We start from the raw sequence: 26,546 nt of genomic DNA, 5'->3' as shown, positions 1-26,546 counted from the left end.
GGCCTACGTTCGAGGATTTTGTAGGCCGGGTAAGGCGAAGCCGTCACCAGGCAAAAAAAACCGCTACTCCGCTTCCTCTTCCATCGGCCTCAAACCGACTTTCCGCACCGCGTTATCTTCTTTCTCTGCTACCGTCCAGATCATCCCGGCAAACTCTACCTGATCGCCCACGACCGGGGCAGCGCCAAGCCGCTGCTGGATGATTTCGCCCAGCGTTTGCTGGCTATCTCCGTCTTCAGCACCTTCATCCAGGCCGTAAATCAGCGCGACATCGGCAAACCTGGCGCTGGCTTCCAGAATAAAATCGCCGAAGAAACGCTGATCCAGCGCCACCGGAGGCGACTGGCTGAACAGCTTGCCCAGCGCGGGCAGGTCGCGCTCGCGGCCAATCACGCACAGAATATCCCCTTCGCGCAGGCGGGTGCTGCCGGTAGGGTGCAGCAGGACATTATCGCGGAACAGGGCGGCAATGCGCGTTTCGGCTGGCATGTGCAAATCGCGCAGCGAGGCCCCCACGCACCATTTGTCAGCGCTCAGCTGATAGACGAACTGCTCCCACGGGTTTTCAGGATGAATGTCGAGCCCCACCCGCGACACCGGCCAGCCCACGGGAGGGACCACGACTTTGGCTTTTTTTGCCGCCCACCCGAGGGACGTTCCCTGGAACAGCAGCGAAATCAGCACCACGAAGAAAGCCACGTTAAAGAACAGCCGGGCGTTATCCAGACCGGCCATCATCGGAAAGACCGCAAGAATAATCGGAACCGCGCCGCGCAGACCCACCCAGCTGATAAAGACGCGCTCGCGCAGGTTGAAGCCGCGAAACGGCAGCAGGCCAGCAAATACCGACAGCGGACGGGCGAAGAAGATCATCCACGCAGACAACAGCAGCGCCGGAACGGCGATGGGCAGCAGGTCCGATGGGGTAACCAGAAGACCGAGCACCAGGAACATGCCGATCTGCGCCAGCCATGCCAGGCCGTCGAAGTTCTGCAAAATGGCATGGCGGTTGCGAATAGGGCGGTTGCCCATCAGGAACCCGCAGAGGTAGACGGCGAGAATGCCGCTGCCGTCCAGCGCCGTGGTAACGGCAAAAATGAGAATGCCGCCGCTCAAGGCCAGCAGCGGGTAAAGCCCCGCGGGCAGCGAGATGCGGTTGATCATCTGCTGTAAGAGGTATCCCCCCGCCAGGCCAATAACAATCCCCAGCCCGAACTGCTGCAGGATATGCCACGCAAACATCCAGCTGAGGCCCGTCTCGTGCTGCTGGATCATCTCAATCAGCGTGATGGTGAGAAACACCGCCATCGGATCGTTGCTGCCGGATTCAATCTCAAGCGTGGAGCCAACGCGTTCGTTAAGCCCTTTACCGCCGAGCAGGGAAAACACCGCAGCCGCATCGGTTGAGCCCACGATGGCGCCAATCAGCAACCCTTCCATGATATTGAGATGGAAAAGCCACGCGGCCATCATTCCGGTGAGGCCGGAGGTAATCAACACGCCGACCGTGGCGAGCGACAGCGCGGGCCCTAAGGCCACGCGGAAGGAGCTCGCCTGGGTGCGCATCCCGCCGTCCAGCAGGATCACCGCCAGCGCCAGGTTACTCACCATGTAGGCGAAAGGGTAGTTATCGAAAGGGATACCGCCAATGCCATCAATGCCGGCCAGCATGCCGATGGCGAGGAAAATAACAAGAATAGGTATGCCGAGACGCGATGAAAATGAACTTAATAAAATACTGCTGGTTACAAGGACCGAACCCAGAATGAAAAGGCTGATTATCGCTGCGGCATCCAATGTTCTCTTACTCCCACCTCAATGTTAACGCTGTTACTAAAACCCTAACATATTAACGACGGCAACAGCGTTTTATTAAGGGGGTATAACGGCTTTTTTATGCCTTTATGACAGGATGGCCGCTGATGGTCAGCCGGGAGCCGGAATCATTATGGAGCAGGGCGGCGTGCGCCCCCAGCGCCAGAGTCACGGTGCGCTGCTCATGACCGAAGTCCAGACCGGCGATCACCGGAATATCCAGCCGCGAGCGAATGAACTGAACCATGGTTTCCAGGGAGTAACCCGCGTCATAGTCATTCGGCTCAGAGCCGCTGAAGCTGCCCAGCACAATCGCGGACTGGCGCTCAAGAATACCGGCATGATAGAGCTGCAACAGCATGCGCTCGACGCGGAACGGATGTTCGTTGATATCTTCCAGCACCAGAATGCCGTCCTTGATTTGCGGCATCCACGGCGTACCGATGAGCGAAACCAGCATCGCCAGGTTACCGCCCCAGAGCTGGCCTTCGCATTCCCAGTGCGGTCCATTCCCCTGCCACTCCACGCTGTAGGTGGGATTACGCAGCGCGCGCCAGAAATGTTCCACGGTGAACGCTTCCAGCTCCGGCGCGCCGAAGTTACCGGCCAGCATCGGGCCGCTGAAGGTGATGACGTTATGCAGCGCCAGCAGCCCAAGCTGGATGACGGTGAAATCGCTGTGGCCGCATATCAGCAGCGGATCCTGCTGCTGACGCTCCGCCAGGCCCTGCCAGTCAATGCTCTCCAGCAGTCGGCTCGCGCCATATCCGCCGCGCACCGCCAGCACTATCCGGTTTTCACCCTTCAGGTTCACCAGGCTGTTGATATCATTCAGCCGCTGCGCTTCGGTACCGGCAAAACGCTGCTGGCGGCGGGGGATAATCGTCTGATTTTCTACCTGGTGGCCCGATTCCAGCAAACGCTGAACGCCCCGCTGCGCCGCGTCCTGGTTAATGCAGTAGCCCGACGGCGCGATGAGATGAATCTGAGACATGGCAATTCCTTGCTGAATGAGAAACTAATTGTCTATATCATGCTGCGTATACGCCGCCTGCTTCAAGGGGCGGCGCACCGCGATGACCGGCTATAAGGATAGATGACGTGAAATTGAGATGGTTTGCTTTTTTGATTGTGTTGCTCGCTGGCTGTAGTTCAAAACATGATTATCAAAACCCGCCCTGGAACCCGGAAGTGCCGGTGAAGCGGGCGATGCAGTGGATGCCGATCAGTGAACAAGCCGGGAAAGCCTGGGGCGTCAGTCCGCGTCTCATCACGGCGATCATTGCGGTGGAGTCCGGCGGTAACCCCACGCTTGTCAGCAAGTCCAACGCGGTGGGGCTGATGCAGCTTAAAGCGTCAACGGCGGGGAGAGAGGTATACCGCTACATGGGCTGGAGCGGCCAGCCGTCGACCAGCGAGCTGAAGAACCCGGAACGCAACATTTCAATGGGCACGGCCTATCTGAGCATCATGGAGCATGGCGTGCTGAAGGGGATTCAGGATCCGGAGGTCATGCAGTACGCGCTGGTGGTGTCTTACGTTAACGGCGCCGGCGCGTTGCTGAGAACCTTCTCCTCTGACCGCAAAGAGGCGATAGAAGAGATTAACGGCATGGACAAAGACGAATTCTTTGAGCATGTGGTGAAAAATCACCCGGCACCACAGGCGCCTCGTTATATCTGGAAAGTGCAGAAAGCGATGGATGCCATGTAATGCCGCAGACGGGCGGCGGTCACGCTGCCCGATGTTTTTTTACAGAACTTTATTTGCGCGTTCGCGCGCCTCCCGCTCCAGGGAGTAGATAATGCGCTGCAGTTCGCGCTCAGCGCCAGGTCCGACGTTGAGGAAACGGAAGCTCAGACGCGGCGTGGTGATCGTTTCATTTTTGCTGTCCACGACGGTGCGTTCGCTGATGGCAATCAGCTGTGCATCGAAATAAAAGCGCCCCCAGCCCCCCATATCCAGCTCGATTTGCGTGAACCGCATGCCCTCTACCAGTCCGTCAGGCTTCGGCGTATCCATCAGCGCGCCCATACCGCCCAGCGACAGATCGAAGAGACGGAAGCGAATCTCTTTTTTGTCCGGCATTTTGGCGTTGCAGAAGTAGGCAGGGTGAAGCGGGGCGCTGATGCGGAAATATTCACGACGCTGGACAAACCAAAGATTAGTGGGAAGCGGGGTCACAAAGGCCGGCAGCCCCTGGTATTCGCTCAGTTCCAGTCGCGACAGGACAAACTCCACTTTGGCGCCCTGCGTTTCGGCCATCACCGCGATATTCTCCGCCTTCAGCGCCGCGCGGTTTTCATACTCCTGACTGCCTAAATCAATCACCAGCCGCTCCTGCGAGGCGTCAAGGATCTTACTGATGAACTGATTATTCGACCAGCTGATGCGCAGCGGCACTTCACCTTTTTGCAGGTCGCGTAATACCCCTAATACAGCCAGCGGATTTTGCTTGAGGAACTGCTCACTGTAATGACTCACGCCGGATGGCTCCTTGATAGATGACAGACTGTCTTAGCGTTATCGGCAATCTGCAATGAAACTTAATACAAACCGGTGAGTTTTTTTTGCCTGTTCAGGCAAAGATAAGTCGGTGACAAGAAAATGATTTTCCGGCGATGACCTATACTTAAGCTAGCTGTGCAGATGGTTTTCTGCACATGCGTTAAACCTGCAAGAGGGCATCGCTATGGGTATCATCGCCTGGATTATCTTTGGTCTTATTGCTGGCGCTATCGCGAAATTGATCATGCCGGGAAACGATGGCGGCGGCTTTATTTTGACCTGTGTACTCGGGGTCGTTGGTGCGGTTGTGGGCGGCTGGCTGGCGACGATGTTTGGCTTCGGAGGCAACATAAGTGGTTTTGACCTGCACAGTTTTCTGGTCGCTGTCGTGGGCGCCATTGTGGTGCTGGGCATATTCAGGTTACTGCGACGAGCATAAGATAACGTAAACGGCTCTCTGCGGAGGGCCGTTTTTTTACCTGAGTATTGATTTGTTAATGTAAATGATAATAATTGTCGTTCCGTATTGCATCTGACAACAAGACGACATTATGACTCCCTCTCGTTTTACGCTTTGCGCCCTGGCAGGCGCCATCACGCTCGCACTGCACGCTCCGGCATTCGCCGAAGAATCCACTATCGTCGTCACGGGCGCAGAGCAGGGCAGCGCGCTGCCGGCCTGGACGAACAGCGCCACGAAATCGGCCGTAGCTGAAAGTAAAACGCCGCAGGTCATCACGACCCTCTCTGCGCCGGAAATTGACAAGCGCCATGCGAATTCCGTGAATGAAATCCTCCGCTATGCGCCGGGCGTTTCAACCGAAGTGCGGGGAAATACCTCCTACATGAGCGAATATAAAATTCGTGGCTTTACCGTCGACCAGGAGTTCTACAACGGGCTGCAGTTACCCTATAACGTCACCGGCAATACCAAAGCGCGCATCGATCCGCTGTTGATTGACAGCGTTGATATCCTGAAAGGCCCCTCATCGGTTCTCTACGGCGGCGGCTCGCCGGGCGGGCTGGTGAATATCCAGAGTAAAAAGCCGCAGCGGGAAGCGCGAACCGAATTCGGTTTTGACACCGGCAACCGCAACCTGAAAGAGGGCTATCTCGACTCAACCGGGCAGATTGCCAACAGCGACTGGAACTACCGCCTGCTGGGTAAAGCGACGGAAAATGACGATCAGCCGCACACCACCCGGTATGAAAACTACCTGGTTGCCCCGTCCGTCACCTGGCAACCCGACAGCAAAACCCGCCTCACCCTGGATGCGCTGGCGCAGAACTCCCCGAGCCTGACGCCGTCTAACCCGCTTCCGATCGCCTACCTGCGCTCGACATACGCGGGCAAGCGCGATTACGCCGGTGATGAGTGGAGCGGGTTTAAGCAGCGTCAGTGGATGCTGGGCTACAGCTTTGAGCATGAGTTTGACAGCGGCTGGGGCTTTAACCAGAAGGCGCGCTATTTCGACGTCGACACGCATCAGCGCAGCGTCTATGCAACGGGCACGGGAAGCGAGGTTTATCAGCTCAACCGTTTTGCCTACACCACCGATGAAGATCTGCAGAGCTTCAACATCGATAACCAGGTCACCAAAACCGTGGCGCTGGGTGACTGGCAACACCATCTGCTGGCCGGGTTTGACTATCAGAAGCTGAACTCCCATTTCCACTACCGTTACGCGTCGACCACGCCGTGCATGGATATGCGCAATCCTGACTATTCGCAAATCAGCGAAAGCGCATTAGGGCTGTATACCGCTCAGAAAAACCGTCTGAGCTATCAGCAGAACGGCTATTACCTGCAGGATCAGGTGGAGTTTGGTGGGTTAAATCTGCTGGCCAGCCTGCGTTACGATGATTATCGCTCCGTCACCACCAATTATCTGCAAAACGGTGATAAGGCCTGGGTATCGCAGGATCGCGTCACCAAACGTCTGGGCGCGCTTTACGCCTTTGATAACGGGATTTCGCCGTTTATCAGCTATTCCGAAGGTTTTGCGCCGGTGTCGCCGCAGGGCACGCTCGTGGCGAAAGACGTCAAACCGACCACCAGCAAGCAGGTGGAGGGCGGCGTGAAATATCTGCTGGCCGACTACGCCACTACCTTTACCGCCTCGGTGTTCAACATCCGTCAGAAAAATGTCGTCACCTCCGATCCGGGCTTCCTGAACTATCGTCAGACCGGGGAAGTGGAATCCAAAGGGGCGGAACTGTCTGCCATCAGCCGCCCGACGGACAACCTGACGCTGATTGCGAACTACGCCTACACCCACGCGATCAATACGGAAGATGACAAGTACAAAGGTAAACGTCCAACGCAGGTGCCGGAGAATGCCTTCAACCTTTGGGGGGATTACACCTTTGAAAACACGCCGCTGAAAGGGCTGATGCTGGGCGCGGGCGCACGCTACACCGGACCAATGGAAATCTCACCGGCTAACGATGCGGGTAAGCTGGGGGGCAGCACGCAGTACGATTTGTCGGCATCCTACCGGATGGGTGAAATTCTGCCTTCGCTGGCAGGGCTAACGCTTAAAGCCAGCGCGCAGAACATCACCAACAAAGAGACGCTGACCTGCTACGACGCGACCAACTGCTGGATTGGGCGGGACAGAACGTATCAGCTAGGGGCGAGTTACAGTTTCTGAGCAAGGCCCTGTTAGGGCAAAAAGTAGGCCGGGTAAGGCGTAGCCGCCACCCGGCAATACTCCCTTACTGCGCCGAGGCTTTCACCGGCGCCACCTCATCATTCGCCGCAGGCCGATTCTCCGGCACGCTGTCGCACGGTTTCTCTTTCGGGCAGACCCGGTCCAGCATCTTCAGGGTCACGCCGTTGCTCCAGCCGAAGCCGTCCTGCAGCGGATACTCACCGCCGCCGCCGCCCGTACCGGTGGTCGACACGTCATACTTCTCGACCAGTTTCTTTTCCCGGTCATAGGTATGCTGAACGTTTTTCAGGAAGCGCCAGGTCACATCCATTGAGACCTTCTCTTGCCCGTAATTCTGCAACCCTTCCGCGGCCACCCATTGCAGCGGAGCCCAGCCGTTTGGCGCATCCCACTGCTGGCCGCTGTTGACGGTGGTGGTCGCTATCCCGCCCGGCTTCAACAGACGAGAGGACGTTGCCGCGGCGACTTTTTCGGCACGATCCTGCGCCGCCGCCTTGACGTAAAGCGGGAACAGGGCCGCCGCCGTGAGCTGATTGCGTACCTTCTTGCTCTTCAGGTCATAATCGGCGTACCAGCCCTCTTTATCATTCCACAGGTGGCTCTCGATGGCTTTCTGGCGCGCGGTGGCCAGCGTCTCATACTTGCTTGCGCTGGCGGCATCGCCGCTCTCCTGGCTTGCCCGGGCCAGCAGTTTTTCCATCTTGAACATCAGGGCGTTCAGGTCCACGGGCACAATGCTGGTGGTCCGGATGGTGCCGAGTTTTTGCGGATCGTCCATCCAGCGGGAGCTAAAGTCCCAGCCCGAAGCCGCGGCGGACCGTAAATCACGGTAGATCTCGGTTGCCGGTCGGTTTGGGTTACTTTTCGCGGTGTTCACATCGTCAAGCCAGGACTCCGGGCGCGGCGTATCGCGGTCGTCCCAGTAGCGGTTGAGGACAGCGCCGTCATCCAGCTTCACCACGCGCTTGTTGGCCTGGCCCGGCTGAAGGGCATCAACGCCGTCCATCCAGTAGGCATACTCTTTCTCCATCTGCGGACGATATTTCTTCAGCGCGTCGCTGTCATGGGTCGCCAGCAGTTCAACCATCAGTGAGAAAAACGGCGGCTGGGAGCGGCTCAGGTAATAGCTGCGGTTGCCGTTGGGAATGTGGCCGAAGGTGTCGATCTCATACGCAAAGTTATCCACCATGTCGCTGATTTTGTCCCAATGATCGCTCTCAGCCAGGCCCAGCATGGTGAAATAGCTGTCCCAGTAGTAGACCTCGCGGAAACGTCCGCCGGGCACAACGTAGGGCTTCGGTAACGGGAGAAGGGAATCCCATTTGTTGCTGGCTTTATCGGTAGTGCGCGTCAGTACGGGCCAGAGATCGTCAATGTGCTCACGTAAACTTTGTCCAGCAGGCGGAACGTATTTTTCCCCTTCCGCAGGGAGCGTAAAGTTCATCTCGACAAAGTGGCGTAAGTCAAAGCTGGACTGCGTGTGCTGCATGCGGTAGTCCGCCAGAATCATCAGCGGGTCGCTTTTGGGGACGGCATCCGCAAAGGTTTTCTGATCGGGAAACAGTTTGGCGCTCTGCACGTCGTTAAACAGAGGGCCAAGTAAAATATCGGGTGAGGTTGTCTGGGTTGCGGGGTTATCGTCGGCATAGCCCAGTGTCGTTAGGCCGAGCAGCGCGCCGCCTAACGCAAGGGGCAAAAACGCGGGGCGTAGTGTACGAGGTCTTATCATCAGTTCGTCTCCTGTCTTCACTAAACAGCGTGACCGCTGTTGTCAATCACCTGAAAACCTTAGACGAATATTGCCCGCTTCGCGTTAAATATTGCCGCGCTTTCAGACCTCTTCCGCGGTCTGGCTGGCTTCCCGCAGCGTGCCCGGCGCATGGCCAATGATGCGCTTAAACGCCCGGCTAAATGCCGCCAGAGAGCCATATCCCAGCCGCAGCGCGACCGTTTCAATGGGCTGGTTTTCATGACGAATATACTGAATGGCCAGCCGCATTCTCAGCTCGCTGAGATATTTTGCCGGGGTCGTTCCCGTCGCCGCGAGAAACCGTTCCGCGAAAACGGATCGGGAAGTCCCGGCTTCTTTTGCCAGATCCGCCACGCTCCAGTTCAGGCCTGGCTGCTGGTGCATGGCGTAAATGGCCCGGCTCAGGCGCGGGTCGCGCAGCACCTGCACCCAGCCGGTGGCTTTGCCACAGCCGCCTTCAACCCAGCCCCGCACAATTAACGCCGCCACCACGTCGGCCAGCCGCGCAAGGATCCCGGCATACCCGGCCTGACGCGCCGCGGATTCCCGCTCCATCGCCGCCAGCAGCGGATGAATTTCCGGCCAGGTGGACATCAGCCGGCTAACCATCATCACTTCCGGCATCGCCTTGATCAGCGGCTGCATCCCGCCCAGCTCAAAATCCATGCACCCGCTAAAAATAAGGGTGTTCTCGCTCTCAGGGCAGGGCTCGCAGGTAATGGCGCAGACCGAGCTGCAGATAGGCTCGCTCGGGAAGGCGTTGACCGGGGTAAGTGTGGCCTGCTCGTCAGAGAGCAAAGCGTGGGAATTCCCGCCGGGAATAAAGAGGGCGTCGCCACCGCTCAGTTCGAACGTTGCGCCACTCTCCATGCGCAGCAGGGCGCTACCGTGGCTCACAAAATGGAACTGTGCCCGGCCGGGAGCCTGATGAAACGCGACGCCAAAGGGCGCACTGGCTTCAATCCGCCGGTATTTCACGCCTGACAGGCGCATGCCCCGTAAAAGTTCGCTGATCAAATCGGGTGACTGTACGGTCATGGCGCAACTCCGGACGAATAATCAATAAGTGGAGATTATATGTCATAGATCGTCCAGGGTGAACCTTCTATTCTTTTGCGACAGTAGTCACATTTTTATAACGGGAGATCAACAGATGAGTTCATGTGTCGCGGCGAGCGAGGCGGTAGCGCCTGCAAAACCCGCCTGGCGGGCCGTCTATTCACTGGGGCTGGGGGTATTTGGTTTGATTACGGCAGAATTTCTGCCCGCCAGCTTGTTAACACCCATGGCCGCGAGCCTGGGCGTGACCGAGGGGATGGCCGGACAGGCTGTCACCGCCACCGCGCTGGTGGCGCTGGTCACCGGGTTGTTGATCACCCCGGCAACCAAGAGTATCGACCGCCGCTGGGTACTGATGTTTTTCTCGGTGCTGCAAATTATCTCCAGCCTGCTGGTGGCCTTTGCGCCCAATCTGCACGTCCTGCTCATGGGGCGTCTGCTGCTGGGGATAGCGATCGGGGGATTCTGGGCCATGTCGACGGCCACGACGATGCGTCTGGTTCCGGCAGATAAAGTGCCGAAAGCGCTGGCGGTGATCTTCTCCAGCGTGTCGATTGCCACGGTAGTCGCGGCGCCGCTGGGCAGCTATCTGGGCAGCCTGATCGGCTGGCGCAACGTCTTTGTGCTCTGCATTCTGCCGAGCATGCTGGCGCTGCTGTGGCAGCTGTGGGTGCTTCCGTCCATGAAGCCGGAGAGCAGCGGTAGCCTGAGTACGCTGTTCCGCGTGCTGCGCCGTCCGGGGATGATCGGCGGCATGCTGGCGACCATCCTGATCTTCAGCGGCCATTTCGCTTTCTTTACCTACCTGCGTCCGTTCCTGGAGACGGTAGGACAGGCGAGCGTGGAGACCATTTCTCTGATCCTGCTGGGCTTTGGTATCGCCAACTTTGTGGGCACCTCCGTGGCCGGGCATCTGCTGGCACGCAATCTGCGCCTGACGCTGGCGCTGGTGCCGTTTGCGATGGGCGTTCTCGCGCTCATGATGGTCGCCTTTGGTCATCTGGCCATGCTGGACGGGCTGCTGGTCGCGCTGTGGGGCTTTGCATTTGGTCTGGTTCCGGTGGGCTGGTCAACCTGGCTTGCGACCACCGTTCCGGATGAAGCCGAAAGTGCAGGGGGGCTGCTGGTGGCCTCAATCCAGCTGGCGATAAGCGCCGGTGCGGCCGGAGGTGGGGCGGTATTTGATCTTAACGGTGCCAGCGGCGTGTTCGCGGGCAGCGGTTTGCTGCTGGTGACGGCGATGGTGATTGTGTTTATGGGTGTGAAAGTGAAAGCGGAGTGATTTTTTAGCCGGGTGTGCGTTCGTGCCACCCGGCCTCAGGTTTACAGCCCTTTCTTATCCATCAATACCGCCAGATCCACCAGGCGGTTAGAGAAGCCCCATTCGTTGTCATACCACGCCAGGATCTTCACCATATTCCCGCCAATCACCAGCGTGGAAAGCCCGTCGATAATCGAGGAGCGCGGGTCACCCTGGTAATCGCTGGAGACCAGCGGTTCATCGCTATAGCCCAGAATGCCTTTCAGAGGCCCGCTGGCGGCCGCGTTGCGGAACGCGTCATTCACCTCTTCGGCGGTCACGTTGCGGCTCAGCGTCACGGTTAAATCGACAATCGATACCACCGGCACCGGCACGCGCAGGGAGTACCCGGTCAGCTTGCCGTCCAGGGAGGGGATCACTTTCCCCAGCGCTTTCGCCGCGCCGCTGGAGTAGGGCACAATCGACAGCGCCGCCGCGCGGGCGCCGCGCAGATCTTTCTCCGGCTGATCGTGCAGCGCCTGGCTGTTGGTGTAGGCGTGCGTCGTGTTCATCAGGCCATGCTCAATTCCGAACTGCTGATGCAGCACCTGAGCGGCAGGTGCCAGACCGTTCGTGGTGCAGCTCCCGTTGCTCACCACCGCGTGCCGGGCGGGATCGTACTGGTCATGGTTGACGCCCATCACAATCGTCAGGTCGTCGTTCTTCCCGGGGGCGGAAATGATGACGCGCTTAGCGCCACCGTGGGTGATATGCACCGCCGCTTTCTCCCGCTCGGTGAAGAAGCCGGTGGCCTCAATCACCACGTCTACCCCGGCATCACGCCACGGGATATTCGCCGGGTCGCGTTCGCTAAATACCACGATCCGCTGGCCGTCTACCTGCAACGCACCGTCACCCGCTTCAACGGGCGCGGGCAGTTTGCCCAGAAGGGAATCATGCTTCAGCAGATGGGCGAGGGTTTTACTGTCCGTCAGATCGTTAATCGCCACAATCTGCAGATCCGGGTTGCCCAGCGCCGCGCGCAGGACATTACGTCCGATACGGCCGAAACCGTTAATACCGACCTTAACCATGGTGCACTCCTTATCTCTGTTGTCTGGAGTCACTGTAGGCGTCGGGCCGGCTGGCGTAAACGACAAAAAAGGATCAGATTACGCCATCTTGCGGCAATGAAAGCGCTTGCGGTATTCGCCGGGCGTGAGGTGAAGCTGTTTCTCAAAGATGCGGCGTAAATTAATGCTGGTGCCAAATCCGCTTTGCTCAGCAACGCGCTCAAGGGGATCGCGGGTTTGCTCAAGCAGCTGGCGGGCGGCGGCCAGTCGCGCTTCGGTCACGTAGCGGGCAGGCGAGACCCCGGCCTCTCGGGTGAACACGCGGGTGAAGTTACGCGGGCTCATCGCCGCTTTCTCGGCCAGATTCTCCACGCACAGATCGGCGGTGAGGTTCTGTAGGATCCAGCTTTGCACTTCGCCTATCGGCCCTGCTGTGCCCGGCTGCTGCAGGCTGTAGCGGCTGAACTGCAGCTGTCCGCCGGGACGTCGCAGGTACATCACCATATCCTGCGCCACGTCGCGGGCGAGGGTAAATCCGTAGTCGTCCTCCACCAGCGCCAGGGTCAGGTCGAACCCGGAACTCACGCCGCCGGAGGTCCAGATGGGGCCGTCCTGAATGTACAGCGGGCCGCCTTCGACCTGGATTGACGGGTACTGGGCTTGCAGGGTCTCCAGCAGCCGCCAGTGGGTGGTGGCGCGCCGACCGTCCAGCAAGCCAGTCTGGGCCAGCAGCATCGCGCCGCCGCAGATAGAGGCTACCCGCCGGGCGTGCGGCGCAGCGAGGTGCAGCCAGTCCACCACGGCTATGCTCTCCTGCTCGTTCATGCCGCGTCCGGTGATGATAATGGTGTCCAGCGGTTCGCGCGGATCCAGCTCCGGCAGACGATAGTCCGCCAGCAGGTTCAGACCGGACTGGCCGTGGATCACCTGGTGAGGCTGCGTGGTGGCGATGATAATCCGGTAGCGGGGATGCGCCAGCCCTTCCGGATGCAGCCGGTTGGCCTGCATCAGAATGTCGGCGATACCGGCGGCTTCAAACAGCATGCCGCCGTCGGGAACGATAATCAGGATCTTCTTCATGTCCTGAAAAGTACCTTTAACACAGAATAAGTCAAGCGTGCCCGCACTTCACGTTTCTGGCAAAGCAAAGCGATTTAAGTTGTTTGTGATTTCAGGCGTAATCCCCGATCGTCAGGGCTCTGTCTCTGGCGAAACGGCGTCTGAAGGAATGGGTAAACGAAGCTCCCTCTATTTACATCCGCAACAACGCAATCAAATTCACCGCCTCGCGTCGGGTTTCTTATGGCGAAGCGAACTGCCCACCTGGCTGTTAATGTTCACGATTTATGCGGGCTGGTTTGCCACGCTGGCGTTCTGGCAAACGCTCGGCCTGCTGCCCGCCACGCTGCTGCTGATCGGGTTTACCGCCTGGTACATGTCCCTGCAGCATGAGCTTATCCACGGGCATCCCACCCGTTTTGCCTGGCTTAACCAACTGTTCGGCACGCTCCCGCTGGCGGTCTGGTACCCGTATGGCCTCTACCGGGATTCCCATCTGGCTCACCATCGGTACGATAGCCTGACCCATCCGGTGGATGACCCGGAGTCGTACTATTTCACCGAGGCGAGCTGGTCGCGCTTTTCCCCCTGGCAGAAGCGCCTGATCCGGGCCCGGAATACCTTTGCCGGTCGGCTTCTGCTGGCGCCGCTGCTGGATATCGTCCAGACGCTGGGCAGCGCCGGGGCGGCGTTTCGTCATTTTCACCTGCGGGCGATGACGATGTGGCTGGTTCACATCACGCTGCTGGTGGCGCTTTTCGCCTGGATGACGCACGTCGGTTTTTCCCCCGTCTGGTTCGTGCTGGCGGTCAGCTATCCGGCGCTGGCGCTGACCAAGGTGCGATCGTTTCTCGAACATCGCGCGGCGGACGATCCGCTGGCACGCTCCGTCATTAACGAGGCCGGGCTGTTCTGGCGGATACTGTTTTTAAATCTCAACTACCATTCAGTACACCATGATTTACCGGGCGTGCCGTGGTACGGGCTGAAGGCGATCTACCAGCAAAACCGGGAGGCGTACCGGGAGCGAAACCGCGGTTTTCTCGTCAGGGGCTACGGTGAATGGCTGCGCCAGTTCTGGGCCACGCCCGTCGACGTCACCGTTCACCCCGGAAAACAACAGGAGGAGGGATATGAGTAACCTGCTGGCGTTTCCCATGTATGCGGTGGATCGCGCCGACACCCGCGCGCTCTGGCTGGCGGTCAAGGGGCTGCTGGCCGCGCGCGGTGTGCCCGTCGAAGATGTCCCCGACGGGCCGGAGTCCGATCTTCTGACCCACTGGCGACAGCCTGCGCTTATCCTCAGCCAGGCCTGCGGTTATCCGCTCGTCACGCAGCTTTCGGACGTGCAGGTCGTCGGCTGTTTTCACTACGCGGCCCCGGGCTGCGAAGGGTTCCACTACCGCAGCTTTCTGGTGGTGCGCGAGGAGGATCGGCACCTCACGCTGGCGGATTTTCGCGGCCGACGGGCGGTCTGTAACTCTGCGGACTCGCAGTCCGGCTACAATGCGCTGCGAAAAAAAGTGGCGCCTCTGGTGGCTCAGGAGCCGTTTTTCGCGCAAACGTTCTTTAGCGGCAGCCATCGCCAGTCGCTGATTGATGTCAAACGCGGGGCAGGGGATCTCGCGGCCATCGACTGTGTCACCTGGGCACTGCTGCAGCGTCACGAACCGGAAAGCCTGACGGGTCTGGCGGTCATTGACCATACCCCTCTGACGCCAGGGCTGCCGCTCATTACCTCGCCCCGCACCTCGCCTGAGACCCTGAACGCCCTTCGCGATGCGCTCCACGCGCTGGTGAGTTCGCCGGAGCACCGGGCCGTTTGCGACGCGGTGCTGATCCGCGGTTTTAGCGTGGTGACGCGTCAGGCCTACGCCTCATTGCTGGCGTGATAGATCTCCTGCGCGTCGGTAAAACAGCGCAGCGCCAGCGAGGAGACGGGTTTCTGTCGGCGCATAATCAGGCCGACAGGGGCCTCGATATCCGCATCGGCGATGGGGACAATCCTGAAATGGCTGTTCAACTCTTCCAGCCCGTTGTTCAGCGGCATCACGGCACAGCATACGCCGCTTTGCACCGCCTGGATGATCTGGAACGTCGAGTCGCTCTCGAAAACGGACCTCGGTTCAATGCCAGCAGACTTAAAGCTGGCCTCCATATGCGCCCGGTAATGCATCCCTTTGGTCAGGAACCCCAGCGGAAAATCCGTCAGATTGCGCCAGGTCAATGTCTCCTGGCCGAGCTGGAAATGGCGGACGTCGTGCAGCAGGCCCATATTCGTTTTGGGAAGCTGGATAATATCGAACTGGCTGGTGTCGATGCTGTTGAGATAGCAAATCCCCAGTTCAAGCTGATTGCGGCTGACGCCGTCGGCAATCTGCGCGGAGGACATGGAATAGAGGCTATAGGTCAGCTCCGGGTATTTTTGCGTCAGCAGGCGAATAAAGATCATCGGATCCACACTCGCCAGCGGCACCATCCCCAGACGGAGTTCTCCCACCACCTGGCCTTTGCACAGCGCGGCTTCCGCCTGTAGCCCGTCATGCGCGGCCAGCAGCGCGCGGGCCCATGCGAGGATGCGTTCACCCTCCGGCGTAAACCCTTCAAAGCGCTGCCCGCGCACAATCAGTACCAGCCCGAGCTCCTCTTCCAGGCTGCGGATGCGCATGGAAAGAGTCGGCTGGGTGATGTTGCACTGCGAGGCCGCCTTGCCAAAATGGCGGGTCTCGTCGAGCGCGATTAAATATTTTAACTGTTTAATATCCATCTTTTTCTCTGCGCGATCGGCTTACAGCATGCGGATCTCTTTTGAGCGCAGGGTGATGCGAACCGGAACGGATTTATACGACGGCGTACCGCTGTCCTTATCCAGATAATCAAGCGGGACCAGCACGTTGGCCTCCGGATAATAGGCCCCGACGGTCCCCGGCGCGATGTTGTACGCCACCACGGTAATGTCTTCCAGACGCTGTCCGTTGCCGGGCAGGGCGGTTTCGATATCCACGCGGTCGCCGTGTTCCAGCCCTGACTGCGCCATATCCTCTTCGTTCATAAACAGCACGTCGCGGCGGCCAAACACGCCGCGGTAGCGGTCGTCCAGCGCGTAAATGGTGGTGTTGTACTGGTCGTGGCTGCGCAGCGTGATCAGGCGCAGGACGTGCTCACCTTCACCGCTGGCGTTCTCGTGTACGCCGTCGAAGACCGAGAACATCGCTTTTCCCGTCGCCGTTGGCCAGAGACGTTGCGTTGGCGGCAGCGGCATACGGAAGCCGCCGGGAACGCGGATCCGCGCGTTATAGTTCTCAAACCCCGGAATGGTCTGCTCGATCAGATCGCGGATGCGGTCGTAATCCTCAACCAGCGTCATCCAGTCCACGCGGGTATCCGGCAGGGTGGCTTTCGCCATGCCCGCGACGATAGCGGGTTCTGACCGAAGCAACGGGGAGGCGGGTTTTAGCTTGCCGGATGAGGCATGCACCATCGACATCGAGTCTTCAACGGTAATGGACTGGCGGCCGGTGGCCTGAACATCCAGCTCGGTACGGCCAAGACACGGGAAAATAAAGGTCTCTTTGCCCACCAGCAGATGGGTACGGTTGAGCTTGGTGCCGACGTGGACGCTCAAATCCAGGGAGCCCATGGCCGGGAACCCGCGTTCATGGTCGGGCATCGCCACCGCAAAATTACCGCCGAGGCAGATGAGCGCCTTCGCGCGGCCGTCGATCATCGCCTGGGTGGCCTGCACCGCGTCATGGCCGTGGTGAGACGGTGGCTCAAAGCCGAAAACCTCCTTCAGACGGTTCAGGAAGGCCGGCGTGGGTTTCTCGCTAATCCCGACGGTACGGTTCCCCTGCACGTTTGAGTGGCCGCGCAGCGGGCATATTCCCGCGCCGGGCTTGCCGATATTCCCGCGCATCAGCAGCAGGTCCGCAATCAGGCGGACGTTGGCCGTCCCTTTGTTGTGCTGGGTAATGCCCATCCCGTAGGTGATGATGGTGGCATTCGATTTCGCATACGCCTCTGCCACCTGCTTGAGCGCCGCCTGACTGAGACCTGACTCGCGTTCGATCTCGTCCCAGCGGGTTTGCGCGATATCGGCGGCAAAGTCCTCAAAGCCCTGGGTGTGTTCGGCAATAAACGCGCGATCGAGCACGTCCCCGCGTTCGGACTCCATTTCCAGCAGGTGTTTGGCAATCCCTTTCAGCGCGGCGGCATCGCCCCCGGCCTTCACCTGGAAATAGGTCGAAGCGATATCCGTGGAGCCGTAGGTCGCCATTTCAATCACGCTTTGCGGGTCCGCAAAACGTTCCAGCGCGCGCTCGCGCAGCGGGTTAAAGACGATAATCGGCACGTTGCGGCGGGCCAGCTCATGGAGGGTCCCCATCATTCGCGGATGGTTCGTACCGGGGTTATGGCCGATGGAGATCACCAGCTCCGTCTTGTCGAAGTCGTCCAGCGAGACGGTCCCTTTCCCGATGCCAATCGAACGGGGCAAACCGACGCTGGTGGCCTCGTGACACATATTTGAGCAGTCGGGGAAGTTATTGGTGCCGTATTCGCGGGCGAACAGCTGGAACAGATACGCCGCTTCGTTAGAGGCGCGTCCGGAGGTATAGAACTCGACCTGGTCCGGTTTGAGCCCGCGCAGTACTTCGCCGATGCGTTGAAACGCCTCGTCCCAGTCGACGGGACGGAAGGTGTCGCTCGCACGGTCATAGCGCAGGGGATGCGTCAGCCGCCCGTAGCCTTCCAGCTCAAAGTCCGATTTTGCCAGCAGCGAGGAGACAGTGTTTGCGGCCAGAAACGCGGGGGTGACGCGTTTGCTGGTCGCTTCCCAGGTCACCGCTTTGGCGCCGTTCTCGCAGAACTGGAACGTCGATTTGTGTTCTTTATCAGGCCACGCGCAGCCCGGGCAGTCAAAGCCGTCAGGCTGGTTGGTGCGCAGCAGCGTCGCCGGGGCGTCAAAGGTATCCATTTGGGTGCGTACCGCAATGGCCGTCGCTTTCAATGCGCCCCAACCGCCGGCAGGGCCGTCATAGTGTCTGATGCCTGGCACCGAGCGTCTTTTCTTGTTCATACCCACTCCTGATTTGTTCGATCACACAACGCCTGAGCTCAAAAAATCACTGACGAGAGCAATAGGTGAAAGCAATGACGGCCGGATGGTAACGCACATACGGAACGGGAAAATGCCTTAACGCAAACTCTTTTTATTACAGTAATTTATCTGGTCTGGTGTTTAAATATTTAAAGAAATTATAACGAATATTTATCATTTTAATAATAAATCTTATCTATCGTCCGGTAGGCGAGATAGATGGCAGTGAGCAGGAAAGTATGTAGCGCCAGTAAAACATCGAATGAAGCTGTTGCGCTGGAGATATCGCCACGATTCGCGGCTCGCGGGCTGCTGGAGGCATTTTTCATTTGAGAGAATGGCAGGAAGGTTTACTCACGCTTAATGAATAATAGATATAAGGTATACCTGGCAGTGGAATTATTACGGCCTAAAATATACGCTTTTTTTGCGGCATGAAATTAACATTTTTCTGCATAAGTGAAATATTCGCACCCAGGCGATGAAGCGTCTTCAATATTAAAGATACCCTGTTAGTGCAACAAATAATTCATCATGGATATATTCATTTGACATCAAAAAAACGCGAATTCTACTAATTATGGTAGTGGTGATAATAGCGTGATTGCGTTAATGAAAGTGGTTCTCTTTTGTGTTTTTTAATAGATAAAACATGATGTTATGTAGTTTTGTGGTGGAGAAATAAGAAAGGGTGGGCCATATCGTTTTTTATCATAGGATTAATCCTATAATTTTCCGACTGCTTCATTTACCAACAGTTACGCGGCGGTAAATATTGAATTGATACGAAGCTCATGTAAACTTGTTTACCGTTTGTCAAAATATGTCAGGAAGACACTGGGCCTTATTCTGAAAGGCTCGTGCGGTAGCTATGCCCTTAAAGTAGTAACGCCCCGAAAATATCCTGGCTATTTTAACAATAGCACTTAAGTCAAACTTCATCCCCTTATCTCCATCATCGAAATATCGCTACGGAAAAGCATATGAAAATGCGCGTACTGTTTTCACTTCTGTTTGTAATGGCGGTGGCGGGCTGTAAAGCACCGCAGAAACCTGTGATTAACGACGATACGATCGAGACCAGCCAGGTCAACGGCGTCACCTTAACCCACCGTCACGCTGTGACGCCGCCGACGGAGTTCACGCCGGTTAACGAGCCGTATCGTGCCATGTATCCGGCCTCCCTGATGAGCCGTCCTGACTTTGGCGGTAAAGTTATCCGCACTCTCGAGACCGGAAAAACGTACGTGGTGCTGGGGCAGGTTGAACACTACTGGATGGCGCTTGCCGATGAAGGCAACGAGCAGCTGATTGGTTACGTTCCGATGCGCGCCGTTATCAAGGCCGACCAGTACGATGCCGCCGTGCGTAAACAGGCTATTCGTCCAAAGGCGCGTAAAAAAGCGACCTGTGTTGATGTCGACGGTAACAGCAAAGCCTGCAAAGACAGCGCTAACGGTACCTGGATCCTGAACTAAACGGCTTTCATGAGCGCATTTTTATGAATAATAAAAATTTTCATAGGCTGTGGTTATTCTTTTACGCGATGATTTTCGCGCTGATCGGTGGTTGTTCGTCGTCTTCACACAGCGACCCCTCCCGCTACAATCTGCAGTTTCAGGCTCATCCACAAATCAATGAATCTGCGCCGCTTAAGGTTCGGGTGCTGTTGCTGAAATCCGATGCGGATTTCATGTCCAGCGACTTCTACTCCCTGCAGAACAACGCGTCAGCCACGCTTGGCGCGAATCTGCTGAACAGCGATGTGTTCTTCCTGATGCCGGGACAGCTGTCAAAAACTCTCAGCGGGCAAAGCTCGCCGGAGGCTCGCTACATCGGCGTGATGGCGGAGTACCAGGTGCTGGATGGCAAAAAATGGCGCGTTTCACTCCCTCTGCCCGTGCCTGGCGAAAATCATATCTACCAGTTCTGGAAATGGTCCGCCGATGAACTTCAGGCCAACGTTTTTCTCGACGTGAACGGCATTCGGGTCATCAGCCAGTAACGCGCTTCTAAACAGGAAACACATCATCATGACGAAAGCAGAAAAGGTCGTCTGGACCGAAGGCATGTTCCTGCGTCCACACCATTTTCAGCGGACTGAAAGCTATCTGCTCAACCATGTTCGTGAATGGGGCGCGCTGCAGCGATCGTATCTCTGGGGCTTTCTCGACGTTGAACTGGATGAAGCGATGCTTCGTCAGGGATGCATTGCCCTGAGCTACTGCAGTGGGCTGCTGCCGGACGGCACCTTTTTCCAGGTGCGCAACGGGCGTAACGGTCCAGTACCGCTGAAAATTCCTGACAATCTCACCAACGAAAAGGTGGTGCTCGCACTGCCGGTTCGTCGTGGCGAGAGAGAAGAGGTGATTTTCAGCGAAGAGCCATCCTCGCTGGCGCGCTTTATCGCGTTCGAGCAGGAGGTGGAGGACGATAACGCCATGTCGGTGGGGGATGCTACCGTCCAGTTTGGCCGCCTGCGTCTGACCCTGATGCTCGAAAAAGACCTCACGGCGGAGTGGACCGCCATCGGCGTGGCGTTTGTGACCGAGAAGCGTAACGACAACCACGTGCGGCTCGACAACAGCTACATCCCGCCGATGCTCAATGCCAATAACAGCCCGCAGATCTACAGCATGATCAACGATCTGCACGGCTTACTGGTGCAGCGCAGCCAGCAGATTGGCGGCCGTTTGCGCCAGCCCGGCCGCTTTAACACCTCTGAACTGATCGAGTTTACGCTGCTGTCGCTGGTTAACCGTCATCTGGGCGAGGTGTCTCATTTAAAAACCCTCCCGCTGCTGCACCCGGAAACCCTCTGGCGCAGCTGGCTGCCGTTTGCCACCGAGCTCGCCACCTGGACGTCGCAGCGTACCGCCGAAAGCGTGCTGCCGATTTACGATCATGACGATCTGGCGAACTGCTTCAGCAAGCTGATGCTGATGCTGCGTCAGGGGCTGTCGCTGGTGATGGAAGACCACGCTATCCAGCTGCCGCTTAACGAGCGCTCTCACGGCCTCAACATCGCCACGGTGCCTGAAACCAGCATGGTGCGTGAGTTCGGCTTCGTGCTGGCGGTCAAAGCCAACGTGCCGGGCGAACACCTGCAAACCCATTTCCCGGCGCAGATGAAGGTCGCACCGGTGTCGAAAATCCGCGATCTGGTTCAGCTTCAGCTGCCGGGCATTATGCTGCGCGCCATGCCGGTTGCACCGCCGCAGATCCCGTGGCATGCCGGCTACAGCTACTTTGAGCTCGAAAAGGGCAGCGAGCTGTGGCACGAGATGGATAAGTCCGGCGCATTCGCCCTGCACCTTGCGGGGGAGTTCCCGGGGCTGGATATGGAGTTTTGGGCCATCCGTAGCCCGACAGAATAATAAAGCGAGCGCTTAATATGCAGGAACGACAGGATACCGGCAGCGATGCCGCGTTCACCGGGGCCAGTAGCAACAATCAGCTGGTGGCGGCCGCCAATCCGCTGCTCAATGCGATTCCGCAGATCCGTCATTCGGTATCGCACGACGATCAGGTGGCGCTACGCCAGCGCCTGATCGATGAAATTCGCCGTTTTGAAGTCCGTTGCCAGCAGGCGGGGCTGCCCTACGAAGTGATCGTCGGGGCACGCTACTGCCTGTGTACGGCGCTCGATGAGGCTGCCGCGCTCACCCCCTGGGGCAGCAGCGGGGTCTGGTCAAGCAATGGCCTGCTGGTGACGTTCCATAACGAAACCTGGGGCGGCGAGAAGTTCTTTCAGCTGCTGGCGCGCCTGTCGCAAAACCCGCGCGAGCACATTCTGCTGCTGGAGATGATCAACTACTGCCTGCTGCTCGGTTTCGAAGGACGCTATCGGGTGCTGGACAATGGCCGCACCCAGCTTGAGACCATCAAGCAGCGGCTGTGGCAGATGATCCGCGGCGTGCGCGGCAGCTATCCGGCGCCGCTTTCTCCCCATCCGGAAGATCGCCCGGTGCTGCGCAAGCTCTGGCGGCCGATGGTTCCTCTCTGGGCCTGCGTGGCGCTGGCCGGGTTTATCGCCTGTCTGTTTTATATCGTGCTCAACTGGCGTCTTGGCGACAGCACCAACCCGGTGCTGGCGAAGATTTACCAGTCCCAGCTGCCGGAAACCACTATTCAGCAACCGGCGCGTCAGCTTCCGGCAGTGCTGAACCTGCGCGGCTTCCTGAAACCGGAGATCGAGGCTGGCCTCGTCGCGGTGAAAGACGAAGCGGATCGCAGCGTGGTTATCCTGAAAGGCGACGGGCTGTTTGCCTCTGCCTCGACCGTCGTGCGCGACCGCTATGAACCGGTCATCCACCGCATCGCGCAGGCAATGAATAACGTGAGCGGCAAAATTCTGGTGGTGGGCTACAGCGACAACGTGCCGATCCGCAGCGCGCGCTTTGCCTCTAACTATGAACTCTCTCTGGAACGCGCCCGCTCGGTACAGAAAATGCTGCAGGGAAGCCTCTCTCAGCCTGGCCGCGTGAAAGCGGAAGGGCGGGGCGAGATTAACCCGGTGGCGCCGAACACGACGCCTGAAAACCGCGCCCGTAACCGCCGTGTGGAAATTACTCTGCTGGTGTCGCCTGAAAATACCCAGGCCGAGCTGAACGGATTGCCGCAAGGAAACTAAGGAATGCTGACGACTCTTCTTTCCATACTGACTAACCGCATTCTGTGGAGCTTCCTCGGCGTCACGGCGCTGGCGGCGGTGATCTGGATGATTGGCCCGCTGTTGTCCATCGTGGACACCCGGCCGCTTGAATCTGAACAGAACCGCATCATCAGTATCGCCGTGGTCTATCTGCTGTGGGCGCAGGGCCACATTCTGCCGCGTCTTTATAACGCCTGGCTGAACCGCAAGCTGATGGACAAGCTCAATGAGAACACCACCAGCCCGGAAGCGGCGGATCCGCAGAAGCGACTGAACAACGAGGAGCAGATCCTCGCCAGCCGTTTTGATGAAGCCGCGCAGATGCTGAAAAAAGCGCACTTCAGCAAGGCGGGACAGGGCGCTCAGTGGACGCAGCGCTTCAGCACGCAATACCTCTATCAGCTGCCGTGGTACGTCATTATCGGCGCGCCGGGTTCCGGTAAAACCACGGCGCTGGTCAACTCCGGGCTGCAGTTCCCGCTGGCCGACCGTTTCGGTAAGACCGCCCTGCGCGGCATTGGCGGCACGCGCAACTGCGACTGGTGGTTTACCAACGAGGCCGTGCTGCTGGACACCGCGGGTCGCTATACCACCCAGGAGAGCGAGCAGGTGCAGGACGCCGGGGAATGGCTGCAGTTCATGGGGTTACTGCGCAAGTATCGCCGCCGCCAGCCGATCAACGGTGTGATCGTCACCATCAGCATTTCTGACCTGCTCACCCAGTCAGCCGAGGCGTCCCGCCAGCAGGCGGTGAACCTGCGTCAGCGTCTGTCCGAGCTGCATGAACAGCTGGGGATTCGCTTCCCGGTCTACGTGATGGTGACCAAGGCCGACCTGCTTAAAGGCTTCCGCGCCTGGTTTGCCGACTACGATAAAGCGCAGCGCGACCAGATTTGGGGCTTCACGCTGCCGTGGGAACAAACCAAACACGCCGATTACGACCTGATGGGCAACTTCCAGCAGGAGTTTTCTCTGCTGCAGCAGCGCCTCGACGCCGGGCTGCCGGAAACCATGCTCAAAGAGCATGACGCGAAGACCCGCGCCGAAGCGTATCTTTTCCCGCAGGAGTTCGCCGCGCTGCGTCCGCTGCTGGCGGATTACCTCAGCACGGTCTTCGCCCGCTCGAACTTCGAAACCGAGTTCTCTCCGCGCGGGATCTACTTCGCCAGCGGGACGCAGGAAGGCATGCCGTTCGACCGCGTGATGGGCGAACTGAACCGCGCGCTGTCGCTGCCGGAAGGGGCAGAGAGCGATAACTGGGATTCGGTCAGCAAAGAATCGCCAATCCCGGGCGCAAAAGGCCAGAGTTTCTTCATCAAGAACCTGCTGCAAAACGTCATCTTCCAGGAAGCCGGGATCGCCGGAGAAAACCGCTGGTGGGAGCTGCGCAACCGGGCCGTGATCTGGTCTGGCTATGCGGCGCTGCTGGCCCTGCTGGTGATCCTGGGTGGACTGTGGCTCACCAGCTATGCCAAAAACAAGGCCTACCTGGAAGAAGTGGATGCGAAGGTTCCGCTGCTCGACCAGCAGAGCAAGGCCTTACAGAACCAGACCCAGCGTGATCTGTTCGAACTGCTGCCGCTTCTGAATAGCCTGGTGGATCTGCCGAAAAGCGACGCGTTTGACGTGAACGATCCGCCGGTCTCCCGCCGTATGGGGCTTTATCGCGGGGATGACGTCAGCGATGCCTCTCAGTCCCTGTATCAGAAAGCGCTGGATCAGATGCTGCTCCCTGCCGTCGCCATGCACATCACCACCTGGCTTCGCAACGACAACGGCAGCGATGTGGAATACAGCTACGAGGCGCTGAAAGCCTATCAGATGCTCTATCAGCCGAAGCACTACGACGGCAAATTCCTGCATTCGTGGGTAATGCTCAACCTGCAGCGTAACCTGCCGCAGAACGTCACGAAGGCGCAGCTGCAGCAGCTTGAATGGCACCTGACGCAGCTGCTGGAGCCGAAAATTCAGGCCTCGCCGTACGCGCAGGACGAGTCCCTGGTGGCGCGCGAAAGAGCGATGATCGGCCAGCAGCCGCTTTCAACCCGCGTCTACGGCCGCCTGAAGCGCCTGCTGGAGCATGACGACAACCTGAAGCCGGTCTCCCTTTCCGACCTGGGCGGACCGCAGAGCGAGCTGGTATTTTCCCGCAAAAGCGGCAAGCCGGTGAGCGAAGGCGTTCCGGGTCTGTATACGCCGGACGGCTACTGGAAAAGCTTTAACGGCCAGATTGACAGCGTCACTACGGCGCTGCACGAGGACGACGCCTGGGTGCTGGGGGCCGCCACGGCGCAGGAAGATAAACAGCAGATCGATAACGCCGTGCGCCAGCTCTATATGCGCGACTTTATCGCTAACTGGGATCGCTTTCTCGCTGACATTCAGCTGAATAACAGCGCCGACCTTTCCCAGCGCATCAACACCGCGCGCCTGCTTTCCGGCGCCAGCTCGCCGCTGCGCCGCCTGGTGCAGAACCTGAGCCAGGTCCTGACGCTCTCCCGCGATACGCCAGCGCCGGAAGATGCGGGTAAAGCGCAGGCGCAAAGCAGCCGCGCGACCCGCACGCTGGAAGCGCTGTTCAGCAATAATGACAACGCGCCAACGCAGGCCGCCGCGGTTACCCAGGCGCCGGAGCAGCTGGTGACCGACCATTACGCGCCGATGATTGAGCTGGCCCAGCCGCTGGAGAAGGGCGGGAAGACCATCGTGTTTGACGATTTTATCAAGCAGGTGGATGAGCTGTATCGCTACCTGACCGCCGTGCAGGATGCCGCCAACAGCGGCATGCCGGCACCGGGCGGGGAGGCGATCAGCCGCCTGCAGGCCAGCGCCGGTCGTCTTCCCGGCGGGCTGCAAACCATGTTCAGCAACATGGCGGTGGGTGCCAGCAGCGACACCCAGCGCCGTGACCTGGAAAACGTGCGTAAGCGCATTAACGTTGAGGTGGGGGGGTTCTGCCGTCAGGCGATTGCCGGTCGCTACCCGCTGGTGCGCAGCGCCAGCACCGAGGTCACCCCTGACGATCTCGCGCGCATGTTTGCGCCGGGGACCGGGCTGATGGATACCTTCTTTCGCGATAACCTGACCAGCAAAGTGGACACCACCCAGGCCAACTGGCGCTTTATGCCGGGCATCGACGGGAAAACGCTGCCGGGAAGCGAAGGGCTGCTGAGACCGTTCCAGCAGGCCCAGTCGATTCGCGACGCCTTCTTTGCTAACGGCGCAACCACGCCGTCCTTCAAGGTGACGGTTCGCACCGTGCGAATGGATAACACCATTCTGAACCTGACCCTGGACGTGGACGGTCAGCTGCTGCGCTACAGCCACGGGCCGCAGGCGGTGCAGATCATGAACTGGCCGGGGCCGGGCGGCACCAACCAGGTCCGCATGCAGCTGGGTCTGGCGAACGGCAGCACGGCGACGCTGGTGACCAACGGTTCCTGGGCGCTGAACCGCTTCTTTGATAAAGCGAGCACCAGCCCGGGGGCGGGTAGCCTCAGCCGTCAGGCCACCTTCAACGTCGACGGACATCAGGTCACGCTGGAGTTTGCGCCAAACAGCATTCGCAACCCGTTCCAGCTTCCCCGTTTCTCATGCCCATAACCGCAAGGACAG

At 58.7% G+C, this 26,546-nt stretch carries 20 protein-coding genes; 11 read left to right on the top strand and 9 right to left on the bottom strand.

The genetic code is table 11. The annotated features are described in order from the left end of the window. Window positions 1-63: 63 nt before the first annotated feature. A complete protein-coding gene (locus tag ACOTXI_RS04555; protein ID WP_021240401.1) occupies window positions 64-1,797 on the bottom strand; it encodes a potassium/proton antiporter in 1,734 nt (577 codons plus the stop codon). 97 nt (window positions 1,798-1,894) lie between these two features. Further along, window positions 1,895-2,809 (bottom strand): muramoyltetrapeptide carboxypeptidase, encoded by a 915-nt coding sequence (gene ldcA, locus ACOTXI_RS04550; protein WP_023344398.1) that lies wholly within the window; start codon window positions 2,807-2,809, stop codon window positions 1,895-1,897. A 107-nt stretch (window positions 2,810-2,916) separates the two neighbouring features. Here ldcA and emtA point away from each other — a divergent pair, with 107 nt between their 5' ends. Beyond that, window positions 2,917-3,528: a membrane-bound lytic murein transglycosylase EmtA gene (gene emtA, locus ACOTXI_RS04545; protein WP_008502664.1), complete on the top strand. Its 612-nt coding sequence runs from the start codon at window positions 2,917-2,919 to the stop codon at window positions 3,526-3,528. Window positions 3,529-3,567: 39 nt separating this feature from the next. Here emtA and ycgR read toward each other — a convergent pair whose 3' ends face one another. Beyond that, window positions 3,568-4,299, bottom strand: a complete 732-nt coding sequence (gene ycgR, locus ACOTXI_RS04540) for a flagellar brake protein YcgR (RefSeq protein WP_058653372.1) — start codon at window positions 4,297-4,299, stop codon at window positions 3,568-3,570. A gap of 208 nt (window positions 4,300-4,507) precedes the next feature. Between ycgR and ACOTXI_RS04535 the strand changes: the two genes are divergently transcribed. Together ACOTXI_RS04535 and ACOTXI_RS04530 are read left to right on the top strand one after the other, a co-directional pair. After that, window positions 4,508-4,762 (top strand): GlsB/YeaQ/YmgE family stress response membrane protein, encoded by a 255-nt coding sequence (locus tag ACOTXI_RS04535; protein WP_008502662.1) that lies wholly within the window; start codon window positions 4,508-4,510, stop codon window positions 4,760-4,762. 112 nt (window positions 4,763-4,874) lie between these two features. Next, window positions 4,875-6,977, top strand: a complete 2,103-nt coding sequence (locus ACOTXI_RS04530) for a TonB-dependent siderophore receptor (protein WP_058653370.1) — start codon at window positions 4,875-4,877, stop codon at window positions 6,975-6,977. Between the two features lie 64 nt (window positions 6,978-7,041). Here the strand turns inward: ACOTXI_RS04530 and ACOTXI_RS04525 are convergent, their stop codons facing one another. Both ACOTXI_RS04525 and ACOTXI_RS04520 read right to left on the bottom strand, forming a co-directional pair. Continuing rightward, complete coding sequence (locus tag ACOTXI_RS04525) at window positions 7,042-8,727, bottom strand: alpha,alpha-trehalase (protein WP_023344396.1); 1,686 nt, start codon at window positions 8,725-8,727, stop codon at window positions 7,042-7,044. Window positions 8,728-8,829: 102 nt separating this feature from the next. Next, window positions 8,830-9,786: an AraC family transcriptional regulator gene (locus ACOTXI_RS04520; RefSeq protein ID WP_008502659.1), complete on the bottom strand. Its 957-nt coding sequence runs from the start codon at window positions 9,784-9,786 to the stop codon at window positions 8,830-8,832. Between the two features lie 115 nt (window positions 9,787-9,901). On the opposite strand from ACOTXI_RS04520, the gene ACOTXI_RS04515 reads away from it, so the two are divergent. Beyond that, entirely contained in the window at window positions 9,902-11,089 is a 1,188-nt protein-coding gene (locus ACOTXI_RS04515; protein WP_023325486.1) for an MFS transporter, read from the top strand. Between the two features lie 41 nt (window positions 11,090-11,130). Here ACOTXI_RS04515 and gap read toward each other — a convergent pair whose 3' ends face one another. Together gap and ACOTXI_RS04505 are read right to left on the bottom strand one after the other, a co-directional pair. Then, window positions 11,131-12,141, bottom strand: a complete 1,011-nt coding sequence (gene gap / locus ACOTXI_RS04510) for a type I glyceraldehyde-3-phosphate dehydrogenase (RefSeq protein ID WP_021240396.1) — start codon at window positions 12,139-12,141, stop codon at window positions 11,131-11,133. A gap of 78 nt (window positions 12,142-12,219) precedes the next feature. Then, window positions 12,220-13,200: a GlxA family transcriptional regulator gene (locus ACOTXI_RS04505; RefSeq protein ID WP_058653369.1), complete on the bottom strand. Its 981-nt coding sequence runs from the start codon at window positions 13,198-13,200 to the stop codon at window positions 12,220-12,222. A gap of 148 nt (window positions 13,201-13,348) precedes the next feature. Here ACOTXI_RS04505 and ACOTXI_RS04500 point away from each other — a divergent pair, with 148 nt between their 5' ends. Both ACOTXI_RS04500 and ACOTXI_RS04495 read left to right on the top strand, forming a co-directional pair. Continuing rightward, window positions 13,349-14,320: a fatty acid desaturase gene (locus tag ACOTXI_RS04500; RefSeq protein ID WP_087855443.1), complete on the top strand. Its 972-nt coding sequence runs from the start codon at window positions 13,349-13,351 to the stop codon at window positions 14,318-14,320. Beyond that, window positions 14,313-15,071 carry a phosphate/phosphite/phosphonate ABC transporter substrate-binding protein gene (locus tag ACOTXI_RS04495; RefSeq protein ID WP_058653365.1) on the top strand — a complete coding sequence of 253 codons (759 nt, stop codon included), beginning with the start codon at window positions 14,313-14,315 and terminating at the stop codon, window positions 15,069-15,071. Before ACOTXI_RS04500 ends, ACOTXI_RS04495 begins: the two co-directional genes overlap by 8 nt. Here the strand turns inward: ACOTXI_RS04495 and ACOTXI_RS04490 are convergent. Beyond that, window positions 15,050-15,946, bottom strand: coding sequence for a LysR family transcriptional regulator (locus tag ACOTXI_RS04490; RefSeq protein WP_058653363.1), 897 nt, complete (start codon window positions 15,944-15,946; stop codon window positions 15,050-15,052). The genes ACOTXI_RS04495 and ACOTXI_RS04490 overlap by 22 nt on opposite strands. A gap of 21 nt (window positions 15,947-15,967) precedes the next feature. Then, the gene (locus ACOTXI_RS04485; protein ID WP_058653362.1) at window positions 15,968-18,256 is read right to left on the bottom strand and encodes an FdhF/YdeP family oxidoreductase; all 2,289 of its coding nucleotides are present in this window, start codon (window positions 18,254-18,256) and stop codon (window positions 15,968-15,970) included. A gap of 1,004 nt (window positions 18,257-19,260) precedes the next feature. Between ACOTXI_RS04485 and ACOTXI_RS04480 the strand changes: the two genes are divergently transcribed. The 5 genes from ACOTXI_RS04480 to tssM are packed head-to-tail and all read left to right on the top strand — an operon-like array spanning window position 19,261 to window position 26,534. Then, window positions 19,261-19,755, top strand: coding sequence for a hypothetical protein (locus tag ACOTXI_RS04480; protein ID WP_058653360.1), 495 nt, complete (start codon window positions 19,261-19,263; stop codon window positions 19,753-19,755). Between the two features lie 23 nt (window positions 19,756-19,778). Continuing rightward, window positions 19,779-20,282 carry a type VI secretion system lipoprotein TssJ gene (tssJ, locus tag ACOTXI_RS04475; RefSeq protein ID WP_023344389.1) on the top strand — a complete coding sequence of 168 codons (504 nt, stop codon included), beginning with the start codon at window positions 19,779-19,781 and terminating at the stop codon, window positions 20,280-20,282. Between the two features lie 28 nt (window positions 20,283-20,310). Then, complete coding sequence (gene tssK, locus ACOTXI_RS04470; RefSeq protein ID WP_008502649.1) at window positions 20,311-21,654, top strand: type VI secretion system baseplate subunit TssK; 1,344 nt, start codon at window positions 20,311-20,313, stop codon at window positions 21,652-21,654. 17 nt (window positions 21,655-21,671) lie between these two features. Further along, window positions 21,672-22,910 (top strand): DotU family type VI secretion system protein, encoded by a 1,239-nt coding sequence (locus ACOTXI_RS04465; RefSeq protein ID WP_008502648.1) that lies wholly within the window; start codon window positions 21,672-21,674, stop codon window positions 22,908-22,910. A gap of 3 nt (window positions 22,911-22,913) precedes the next feature. Further along, window positions 22,914-26,534, top strand: a complete 3,621-nt coding sequence (gene tssM / locus ACOTXI_RS04460; RefSeq protein ID WP_058653356.1) for a type VI secretion system membrane subunit TssM — start codon at window positions 22,914-22,916, stop codon at window positions 26,532-26,534. Window positions 26,535-26,546 lie beyond the last annotated feature (12 nt).

This window comes from Enterobacter cloacae complex sp. BZL2005, from assembly GCF_049238885.1.
GTDB lineage: Bacteria > Pseudomonadota > Gammaproteobacteria > Enterobacterales > Enterobacteriaceae > Enterobacter > Enterobacter roggenkampii.
This window is presented reverse-complemented; position numbering and strand designations above follow the sequence as displayed.

What these genes read in the sequence shown, in the direction of transcription:
- ldcA (WP_023344398.1), bottom strand. Translation starts at nt 2,809, where the DNA reads ATGTCTCAGATTCATCTCATCGCGCCGTCGGGCTACTGCATTAACCAG.
- ACOTXI_RS04535 (WP_008502662.1), top strand. Translation starts at nt 4,508, where the DNA reads ATGGGTATCATCGCCTGGATTATCTTTGGTCTTATTGCTGGCGCTATC.
- ACOTXI_RS04530 (WP_058653370.1), top strand. Translation starts at nt 4,875, where the DNA reads ATGACTCCCTCTCGTTTTACGCTTTGCGCCCTGGCAGGCGCCATCACG.
- ACOTXI_RS04525 (WP_023344396.1), bottom strand. Translation starts at nt 8,727, where the DNA reads ATGATAAGACCTCGTACACTACGCCCCGCGTTTTTGCCCCTTGCGTTA.
- ACOTXI_RS04520 (WP_008502659.1), bottom strand. Translation starts at nt 9,786, where the DNA reads ATGACCGTACAGTCACCCGATTTGATCAGCGAACTTTTACGGGGCATG.
- ACOTXI_RS04515 (WP_023325486.1), top strand. Translation starts at nt 9,902, where the DNA reads ATGAGTTCATGTGTCGCGGCGAGCGAGGCGGTAGCGCCTGCAAAACCC.
- gap (WP_021240396.1), bottom strand. Translation starts at nt 12,141, where the DNA reads ATGGTTAAGGTCGGTATTAACGGTTTCGGCCGTATCGGACGTAATGTC.
- ACOTXI_RS04505 (WP_058653369.1), bottom strand. Translation starts at nt 13,200, where the DNA reads ATGAAGAAGATCCTGATTATCGTTCCCGACGGCGGCATGCTGTTTGAA.
- ACOTXI_RS04500 (WP_087855443.1), top strand. Translation starts at nt 13,349, where the DNA reads ATGGGTAAACGAAGCTCCCTCTATTTACATCCGCAACAACGCAATCAA.
- ACOTXI_RS04495 (WP_058653365.1), top strand. Translation starts at nt 14,313, where the DNA reads ATGAGTAACCTGCTGGCGTTTCCCATGTATGCGGTGGATCGCGCCGAC.
- ACOTXI_RS04490 (WP_058653363.1), bottom strand. Translation starts at nt 15,946, where the DNA reads ATGGATATTAAACAGTTAAAATATTTAATCGCGCTCGACGAGACCCGC.
- ACOTXI_RS04485 (WP_058653362.1), bottom strand. Translation starts at nt 18,256, where the DNA reads ATGAACAAGAAAAGACGCTCGGTGCCAGGCATCAGACACTATGACGGC.
- ACOTXI_RS04480 (WP_058653360.1), top strand. Translation starts at nt 19,261, where the DNA reads ATGAAAATGCGCGTACTGTTTTCACTTCTGTTTGTAATGGCGGTGGCG.
- tssJ (WP_023344389.1), top strand. Translation starts at nt 19,779, where the DNA reads ATGAATAATAAAAATTTTCATAGGCTGTGGTTATTCTTTTACGCGATG.
- tssK (WP_008502649.1), top strand. Translation starts at nt 20,311, where the DNA reads ATGACGAAAGCAGAAAAGGTCGTCTGGACCGAAGGCATGTTCCTGCGT.
- ACOTXI_RS04465 (WP_008502648.1), top strand. Translation starts at nt 21,672, where the DNA reads ATGCAGGAACGACAGGATACCGGCAGCGATGCCGCGTTCACCGGGGCC.
- tssM (WP_058653356.1), top strand. Translation starts at nt 22,914, where the DNA reads ATGCTGACGACTCTTCTTTCCATACTGACTAACCGCATTCTGTGGAGC.